Source organism: Rhodoferax sp., assembly GCF_039922535.1.
GTDB lineage: Bacteria > Pseudomonadota > Gammaproteobacteria > Burkholderiales > Burkholderiaceae_C > Rhodoferax_B.
The window spans coordinates 1-8124 of record NZ_JBDTEM010000459.1 but is presented as its reverse complement, the minus strand read 5'-3'; the positions used below and the strand labels follow the sequence as shown (position 1 = coordinate 8124).

At 63.2% G+C, this 8124-nt stretch carries 8 protein-coding genes and 1 pseudogene; 6 read left to right on the top strand and 3 right to left on the bottom strand.

Going from position 1 to position 8124, the window contains the following annotated elements:
- The 3 genes and pseudogenes from ABI213_RS21860 to ABI213_RS21850 form a co-directional block, all read right to left on the bottom strand.
- Window positions 1-647 (bottom strand): hypothetical protein (locus ABI213_RS21860; RefSeq protein WP_348028642.1); only part of this gene is annotated, 647 nt, incomplete at its 3' end.
- Window positions 644-951: pseudogene (locus ABI213_RS21855) on the bottom strand (phosphopantetheine-binding protein). The gene ABI213_RS21860 and the pseudogene ABI213_RS21855, both read right to left, overlap by 4 nt.
- A 177-nt stretch (window positions 952-1128) precedes the next feature.
- Window positions 1129-2472: a S41 family peptidase gene (locus ABI213_RS21850; RefSeq protein WP_348007565.1), complete on the bottom strand. Its 1344-nt coding sequence runs from the start codon at window positions 2470-2472 to the stop codon at window positions 1129-1131.
- 370 nt (window positions 2473-2842) lie between these two features.
- Between ABI213_RS21850 and ABI213_RS21845 the strand changes: the two genes are divergently transcribed.
- The 6 genes from ABI213_RS21845 to ABI213_RS21820 all read left to right on the top strand — a co-directional run.
- Entirely contained in the window at window positions 2843-4471 is a 1629-nt protein-coding gene (locus ABI213_RS21845) for an NAD(P)/FAD-dependent oxidoreductase (RefSeq protein WP_348007566.1), read from the top strand.
- An 89-nt stretch (window positions 4472-4560) separates the two neighbouring features.
- Window positions 4561-4911, top strand: coding sequence for an MFS transporter (locus tag ABI213_RS21840; protein WP_348007567.1), 351 nt, complete (start codon window positions 4561-4563; stop codon window positions 4909-4911).
- Complete coding sequence (locus ABI213_RS21835) at window positions 4890-5852, top strand: MFS transporter (protein ID WP_348007568.1); 963 nt, start codon at window positions 4890-4892, stop codon at window positions 5850-5852. Before ABI213_RS21840 ends, ABI213_RS21835 begins: the two co-directional genes overlap by 22 nt.
- Window positions 5853-6056: 204 nt before the next feature.
- Window positions 6057-7013 (top strand): ABC transporter substrate-binding protein, encoded by a 957-nt coding sequence (locus ABI213_RS21830; protein ID WP_348007569.1) that lies wholly within the window; start codon window positions 6057-6059, stop codon window positions 7011-7013.
- Window positions 7014-7023: 10 nt separating this feature from the next.
- Window positions 7024-7797 carry an ABC transporter permease gene (locus tag ABI213_RS21825; RefSeq protein ID WP_348007570.1) on the top strand — a complete coding sequence of 258 codons (774 nt, stop codon included), beginning with the start codon at window positions 7024-7026 and terminating at the stop codon, window positions 7795-7797.
- The coding region (locus ABI213_RS21820) for an ATP-binding cassette domain-containing protein (protein WP_348028640.1) at window positions 7794-8124 on the top strand (331 nt) is incomplete at its 3' end. The genes ABI213_RS21825 and ABI213_RS21820, both read left to right, overlap by 4 nt.

Genomic DNA, 8124 nt, shown 5'->3' with positions numbered 1-8124 from the left:
GTGCCCGCCTGCCGGTAGGCGCGCACCGCCTGCAACAGGCCGGTCACGTCTTGCGGCGGCAGCACACAGCGGCGCACCAGGTAGTCGCCCACAAACATCAGCGCCACCAAGGGCAGGCCCAGCAAATTGGCAAAGCCCGACCACCAGCTTATGGGCGCAAAGCTAAACAGCAACACCGACACACTGGCCATCAGACCGAAGTACAAGGTCCAGGCCCAGGTAACGCCGCGTGTGTAGCGCTGCAACTGCGGCGACAGCGGGCCGTGTACGGTGGCGGCAAAGCGCGACACCAGCGGCGTTTGGCCTGCGGCCAGGGTGCGGCCAAAGGCGATGCACAGCAGGCTTTGCATGCCCGCGTGCTCCAGAAAAAACAGCCAGTGGTAGTGCAGCCTCAACCAGTCGCCCATGCTGACCAGGCCGACGGCACCGGCTGCGCACAACGCCAGCATCAGCGGCCGGTGCGCCGACCGCCAGGCCAGCGAAACGGCCAGTACCAGGACTAAAAACAGGGCCACTAACACCTCCCACACACCGGGCGTGGGATGCACGGAAGCCAGGTGCGCCAGCAGCGAATAGGCCAGGCAGAGTGCAACGCCCCCGGCGACCTTGCCCCAGCGCATCCAGCGGGCAAAGGTCGGTGCAATCACTTGGTACGCTGGGCCGCAATGTGGTGGGTCAGGCTGCGCAGGGAGCTGAAAATCTGGGCGTTGTCTTCGTGGTCGGCGCGCAGTTGCAGGCCGTATTGCTTGGACACGCTGAGCGACACCTCAGGATGTCGATCGAATCCAGGCCCAGGCCATCACCGTACAGCGGTGCATCGGGGGCGATGTCGGCAGCGGCCACTTCCAGGTTCAGCGCCGTCACGACCAGTTCGGCCACTTCCCGCAGAAGTGCCGCGTCGACGGAGACCAAGGAAGTAGCGGGCGCGGCTGGTGTGGGGAGTGCGGACATGGGGAAATCTTCTAAGAGAGGCGGCAAGCCGCAAAAACAGAGCGTGGGAACCCCGGATTTTAACTGGCTACCGCCACGCCTGACCTCTCAGCTGCCGGTGGAACGGCCTCCTTACGGAAACACCGCAGCACGACCACCGGGAAGTGCGGGTCGCCACGGCTTACCCTGCATGCCTCGTCAATCCACCCGCATCTGCGGTCGGCTGATGTCACCAAAGCCCAACGAGGGTGTACCCGACTGGCGCTTGGCACTGTTGGCCACGCTGGCGGCCGCAGGGCAACTTCCCGTCGCAATAAACGACAAAGCGGCAGCCGTGAGCGACTCAGTGGGGTCGCCCAGCGCATGGTTCACGTCGTCGGCCACGGAGCAGCTGGCGACGATGCCGTTATCGGGCACAGAGACATTTTGCGCATTGGCCAACACCAGGTTCACGGCGTTGTAGGTGGTGCCGCAGGCATCGGCGGGCAGAAATGCATACGGTTTTCCGTAGCTCAAGCTGCCAATCGTCCACACGGCCATGTACGGGCGCAAGGCGTTGATGACCAGTTCGCTGGCCGAAGCGGTGTTGGGCGTGGTAAGGACGAACACCCGGCTCAACCCCTCTAGCGGCGCAGTGGGCAGGCCGCCGCTGGTACCGACAAAATTCTGGGTGAAGTTGCTGGCCGTGTGTTTGGCATTGAACTGGTACTGGGCAAACAGCTTGCCGATCTGTGCCGACCCGGCGATCAGACCCGCCAGGTAACGCGCCTGCTGGGTGCTGCCGCCGCCGTTGTAGCGCAGGTCCAGCACCAGCTCGGTCACACCCGCGGCCCGGAAGCGGTCAAAGGCTGCGCCCATCGCCACCGCCCCGGAGGCGATGAACTCCTGGTACATCAAATACCCGGTTTTGGCCCCATTGGGGGCCGTAAGCACCGCCACAGTATTGACCGGGCTGAGTGCGTAGACAGCCGACTGCGCGGTGAAACTGCGCTGGGTACCCGCCGCGTTGTGCACCACGAAGCTACGGGCCACGCCGGCAGTGTCCACCGCGGCCAGCCCCCCATTGGCGATCTCGACCGAGGTCTTGCCGTCGATGCGGTCAATGCGGTCACCGCGCTGCAAACCGGCCAGACCTACCGGACTCAGCGGCTCCACCAGCCGAACCACCAGCGTGGTGCGCGCCGCGTCCAACCAGTCCAGTGCGTAGCCATAGCCGGTGCGGGTGCCTTCGGCATAAAACTGGTTGGCGCTGGCCGTGGTTTGGCTGTAGCTGTAACGGTCTGTGGGCTGGTACAGCAGTGCGTCGAAGTAGCTGTCCATGCTGGTGGCCGCCGCATTGGCCACACCCTGTTTGTCGTACCAGAAATACTGGTCGTTCATGTAGTCGCGCAGCCAGGCCCGCTGGCCCGACACGTCGCAACTGGCCGGGGCACTGGGATAGCCCGAAGCGGGGGCCGCCACATTGCCCCCGCTATCACCACCGCCGCCACAGCCCGCCAGCACCAGCAAACCCACCATCCCCGCACACACAAAACCACGCATAGTCGGTATCTCAAAACAAATTGGAACGGCAGTGTCGTATACATTTGTTGCAAAAAATTTTCCGTGTCAAGCATGCATCGCATGCAAACGGTTCTGTGGAATTCAGATATTTAAGGTCTTTTTTCAGGTATAAAAAATGGCTCCAGCGCAATATTTACCTGCGCAGACAGCTATTAAATTGGTATAAAAATACCATAGCAAACTACCGCGCGACAGCCCCGGCGAAACCACGCCATTCATCCCCAAATTGGAGGATGTTTGCTGTCTTGCTTGGTACCCGGCCACCCGTCCGCGGGCGGCCACCTTGGCCCCGCGCTGGCTTTAAAATCCTGCCTCCTGCTTGATAACTACAAGCCATCCGGCACTCCCCATGATCCGCATCTCCGAACTCAAACTCCCGCTCGACCACGCCGAGGAGGCGCTGCCCGCTCTGGTCGCCCACACCCTGGGCCTGGCACCGGCGCAGATTGCGCACTTCACCATCTTCAAACGCAGCTTCGATGCCCGCAAGGCAACGCTCATGCAGGTCTACATCGTGGATGTAGCCCTGGTCGATGCGGCGCAAGAGGCCGAGCTGCTGCGCCAACACCCCGACAACCCGCACCTGCGCCCCAGCCCCGACATGGCCTACACCCCGGTGGGCCAGGCACCAGCCACCTTGGCGACGCGCCCGGTGGTGGTCGGCTTCGGCCCCTGTGGCATCTTTGCGGCGCTGGTACTGGCGCAAATGGGCTTCAAACCCATCGTGCTGGAGCGCGGCACCACGGTGCGCCAGCGCACGCAAGACACCTGGGGCCTGTGGCGCAAAAACGTGCTCAAGCCGGAGAGCAATGTGCAATTTGGCGAAGGCGGGGCAGGCACTTTCTCGGATGGCAAGCTGTACAGCCAGATCAAGGACCCGCGCTTTCTGGGCCGCAAGGTGATGCAGGAATTCGTCAAAGCCGGTGCGCCCGAAGAAATTTTGGTGGCCGCGCACCCGCACATTGGCACCTTCAAGCTGGTCAAGGTGGTAGAACATCTGCGCGAGCAAATCATCGCGCTGGGCGGCGAAGTGCGCTTTGAGCAACGGGTGACCGACGTAGAGATAGTGGACGGGCACATTCGTGGCTTAACCGTACTGGACCAGGCCACCGGCACCACATCCGAGTTGCGTGCCGACCATGTGGTGCTGGCCCTGGGCCACAGTTCGCGCGACACCTTTGCCATGCTGCATGCGCGCGGCGTGTACGTCGAGGCCAAGCCGTTTTCCATCGGATTCCGCATTGAGCACCCGCAAAGCCTGATCGACCGCGCCCGCTGGGGCCGCCACGCAGGCCACCCGCTGCTGGGTGCAGCAGACTACAAGCTGGTGCACCACGCCAGCAATGGCCGCGCCGTCTACAGCTTTTGCATGTGCCCTGGCGGCACCGTGGTGGCCGCCACCAGCGAGCCGGGCCGCGTGGTCACCAACGGCATGAGCCAGTATTCGCGCAACGAACGCAATGCCAACGCGGGCATCGTGGTGGGTATCACCCCCGAAGACTTCCCCGGCAGCCACGCGCTGGCGGGCATCGACCTGCAACGCCAGCTCGAATCCCAGGCCTACGTGCTGGGCGGCAGCAGCTACGAAGCCCCTGGCCAGTTGGTGGGCGACTTCATTACCGGGCGTGCCTCCACCCAGCTCGGCAGTGTGGAGCCGTCGTACAAACCCGGCGTGAAACTGGGCGACCTGCACAGCGCCCTGCCCAGCTACGCCATCGAGGCCATCCGTGAAGCCTTGCCCGCCTTTGGCCGCAAGATCAAAGGCTTTGATTTGCATGATGCCGTGCTGACCGGCGTGGAAACCCGCACCTCCTCGCCCATCAAGATGACCCGCGGCGAAGACTTCCAAAGCCTGAGCGTGCGCGGCCTGTACCCGGCCGGCGAAGGTGCCAGCTACGCAGGCGGCATCTTGTCGGCAGGGGTGGACGGCATCAAGGTGGCCGAGGCGGTGGCGCGGAGTTTGTTGAACACGCCGTGAGTCGCATCCAGACACAAGCAGGTCCAAAACAAGGCATCGCGCCCAGCCAGAGCTTTTACATTGGGTTTCTACTAAACCCAGGGAGTTCCATGCCAGCCGAAACACCGAAAAAGACCCTGTACAAGGTCATTCTTGCCGCCTCGATTGGCAATTTTGTCGAATGGTTTGACTTTGCGGTGTACGGCTTTTTGGCCACCGTGATTGCCAAGCAGTTCTTTCCCGGCGACGACCCGCAGGCCAGTTTGCTGAAGACCTTTGCGGTGTTTGCCGTGGCGTTTGCGTTTCGACCGCTGGGTGGCGTGGTGTTTGGCATGCTGGGCGACAAAATTGGCCGTAAACGCACGCTGGCCATCACCATTTTGCTGATGGCAGGGCCACCACGGCGATTGGCGTACTGCCCAACTACGCGGCTATCGGCGTGGCCGCGCCGCTGCTGCTGACTTTGGCCCGCTGCATCCAGGGCTTTTCGGCCGGGGGCGAATACGCGGGGGCCTGCGCCTATGTGATGGAACACGCGCCGCGCCAGCAGCGGGGGCGCTACGGCAGCTTTTTGCCGGTGTCCACCTTTTCGGCGTTTGCGGGGGCGGCCGTGGTGGCGTTTGCGCTCAACACCTGGCTCAGCCCCGAGGTGATGGCCGACTGGGGCTGGCGCGTGCCCTTTATTCTGGCTGCACCGATGGGGCTGATTGGCCTGTACCTGCGCACCCGGCTGGCCGAGACCCCGGCCTTTCAGGCGGTGGCGCTGGAGGACGACGTGGCCACCCACGCCCCGCTGCGCGAGGCCTTTGCCAGCCACGGTGGACGGATTGTCTGGCTCAGCCTGTTTATCTCGGTGACGGCGCTGTCGTTCTACACCTTCACCACCTACTACTCCACCTACCTGCAGGTGGCCGGCCACATGGACCGGGGCAGCGCGCTGCTGGTGTCGGTGGGCACCTTGCTGGTGGCGATGGCTTTGTGCCCGCTGGCCGGGCGGTATTCGGACTACGTGGGCCGCAAGCGCAGCATGTTGACGGTGTGCGTGCTGGCCATCGCAGCGGCCTATCCGTCCTTTTTGCTGGCCAGCACGGGCAATGTGGCGCTGGGTTTGCTGGGCGGAGCCCTGCAGGCGCTGGCCGCGGTGCTGTCGGGCGTGGTGACCGCCGCCCTGCTGTCCGAGCTGTTTCCCACCCGCATCCGCTACACCGCGTCGGCCATCAGCTACAACATGGCCTACACCGTGTTTGGTGGCACGGCCCCGCTGGTGGCCACCTACCTGATCGAGCAAACCGGCAACCCAATGGCCCCGGCTTTTTACCTGATCGCCGTGGCCGCCGTGGCCTTGCTGGGCTCCATGCAGTTGCCGGAGACGGGGGACGTGGATTTGGCGCGTGCGGACTAAATACTATCAATTTTGTAGCTGCCAGCGCAGGTGGCACCTGCGCTGGATGCCATTTAGAGCATAAATGTATTGCAACGACTGCCACGCGCTGGCACAGTAGCTGCATAGAACACCTGTCTACACAGGTTGCGGCTTCCGACCCCAAAATCGGCATCGCAAAGGGTGTTTCTTCCAACCCCACATGTACGTTACCGGGAGCTTTGCATGCGTATTTCTGCCAAAAACTGGGTTTCTTTGCTCACCTTGGGGGCCTGTATAGCCACCGCCGCACACGCGGAGGACACCAAGCTGGTGCTGGGCATCTCGGGTTGGACCGGTTTTGCACCGCTCTCGCTGGCCGACAAGGCGGGCATTTTCAAGAAGCACGGGCTGGACGTAGAGATCAAATTCATCCCGCAAAAAGACCGCCATCTGGCCCTGGCCTCCGGGGCCATCCAGTGCGCGGCCACCACGGTGGAGACCCATGTGGCCTGGAACGCCAACGGCGTGCCCATCGTGCAAATTTTCCAGCTCGACAAGTCCTACGGTGCCGATGGCATCGCGGTGCGCAACGATGTCAAAAGCTTTGCCGACCTGAAGGGCAAAACCGTCAGCGTGGACGCGCCTGGCACCTCGCCCTACTTTGGCCTGGCCTGGATGCTGGCCAAAAACGGCATGACCATCAAGGACGTCAAAACCACCACCCTCTCGCCACAAGCTGCCGCCCAGGCCTTTGTAGCTGGGCAGAACGATGCGGCCATGAGCTACGAGCCGTATTTATCCTCGGTGCGCGACAACCCGGCAGCGGGCAAGATTCTGGCCACCACACTGGACTACCCGATGGTGATGGACACCATGGGCTGCGCGCCCACCTGGCTCAAGGCCAACCCGGCGGCGGCCCAGGCGCTGACCGACTCTTACTTTGACGCACTGGCCATGATCAAGGCCGACCCCGTCAAATCCAACGAGCTGATGGGCTCGGCGGTGAAGCAAACCGGTGAGCAGTTTGCCAAATCGGCGGCCTATCTGCGCTGGCAAGACAAAGCCGCCAACCAGAAGTTCTTTGCCGGTGAAATCACCGCCTTCATGAAAGATGCGGAAAAAATCCTGCTCGAATCCGGCGTGATCCGCAAAGCCCCCGACGACTTGGCCGCCACCTTTGATGCCCGTTTCATCAAGTAGGTCGGGCGGTATGGCCCCGCTGGAACCGGTCAGCGCCCGCGCGCGCTGGCAGCTGGGGCTAGCGTTTTTCGTATTGTTTGCGGCGGTGTGGGCCGGCTTTACGCTGAGCGGCTATGTATCGCCCACGTTTTTGGCCAGCCCGGTCACCATGGTGCGCGAGGGCTGGCTGCTGTTGACCCAGTACAACTTTGCGTTCGACATCGGCATGACGGTGTGGCGGGTGCTGGGCGGCTTTGTGCTGGCCGCCGTGCTGGCCGTGCCGCTGGGCATTGCCATGGGCACGTACAAGGGCATAGAGGCGTTTTTTGAGCCCTTTGTGTCGTTCTGCCGCTACCTGCCTGCGTCGGCTTTTATTCCGTTGCTGATCTTGTGGGCCGGGATTGGCGAAGCACAAAAACTGCTGGTGATCTTCATCGGCTCCTTCTTCCAGCTGGTGCTGATGGTGGCCGTGACCGTGGGCGGCGCGCGGCGCGACCTGGTAGAGGCCGCCTACACCCTGGGCGCGGGCCACCGGGGCATCATCACCCGGGTGCTGATTCCCGGTGCCGCCCCCGGCATTGCCGAGACGCTGCGGCTGGTGCTGGGCTGGGCCTGGACCTATGTGATCGTGGCCGAGCTGATCGGATCCAGCAGCGGCATCGGCCACATGATCACCGACAGCCAGGCGCTGCTGAACACCGGGCAGATCATCTTCGGCATCATCGTGATTGGCATCATCGGCTTGCTGTCGGACCTGGCATTCAAGGCGCTGAACCGCCGCCTCTTTGCCTGGAGCGTGCTGTGACAGACCAGCTCGCCATCCAAGGCGTATCGCGTGTCTTCGAGTCGCCCAACGGCCAGCGTACCCAGGCGTTGCAGCCTATCGACTTTGCCGTCGCAAGCAACGATTTCGTCACCATACTCGGCCCCTCGGGTTGCGGCAAATCCACCCTGCTGCGCATCGTCGCCGGGCTGGAGCGGCCCAGTACCGGCCAGGTCTTGCTGGACGGCACGCCCGTGGACGGCCCGGGGGCCGACCGGGGCATGGTGTTCCAAAGCTACACCCTGTTCCCGTGGCTCACGGTGGCGCAAAACATCTGCTTTGGCCTGCGCGAACGCGGCCTGCCCGAAG

Coding starts and splice junctions, on each gene's coding strand:
- ABI213_RS21850 (WP_348007565.1), bottom strand. CDS start 2,472: ATGCGTGGTTTTGTGTGTGCGGGGATGGTGGGTTTGCTGGTGCTGGCG.
- ABI213_RS21845 (WP_348007566.1), top strand. CDS start 2,843: ATGATCCGCATCTCCGAACTCAAACTCCCGCTCGACCACGCCGAGGAG.
- ABI213_RS21840 (WP_348007567.1), top strand. CDS start 4,561: ATGCCAGCCGAAACACCGAAAAAGACCCTGTACAAGGTCATTCTTGCC.
- ABI213_RS21830 (WP_348007569.1), top strand. CDS start 6,057: ATGCGTATTTCTGCCAAAAACTGGGTTTCTTTGCTCACCTTGGGGGCC.
- ABI213_RS21825 (WP_348007570.1), top strand. CDS start 7,024: ATGGCCCCGCTGGAACCGGTCAGCGCCCGCGCGCGCTGGCAGCTGGGG.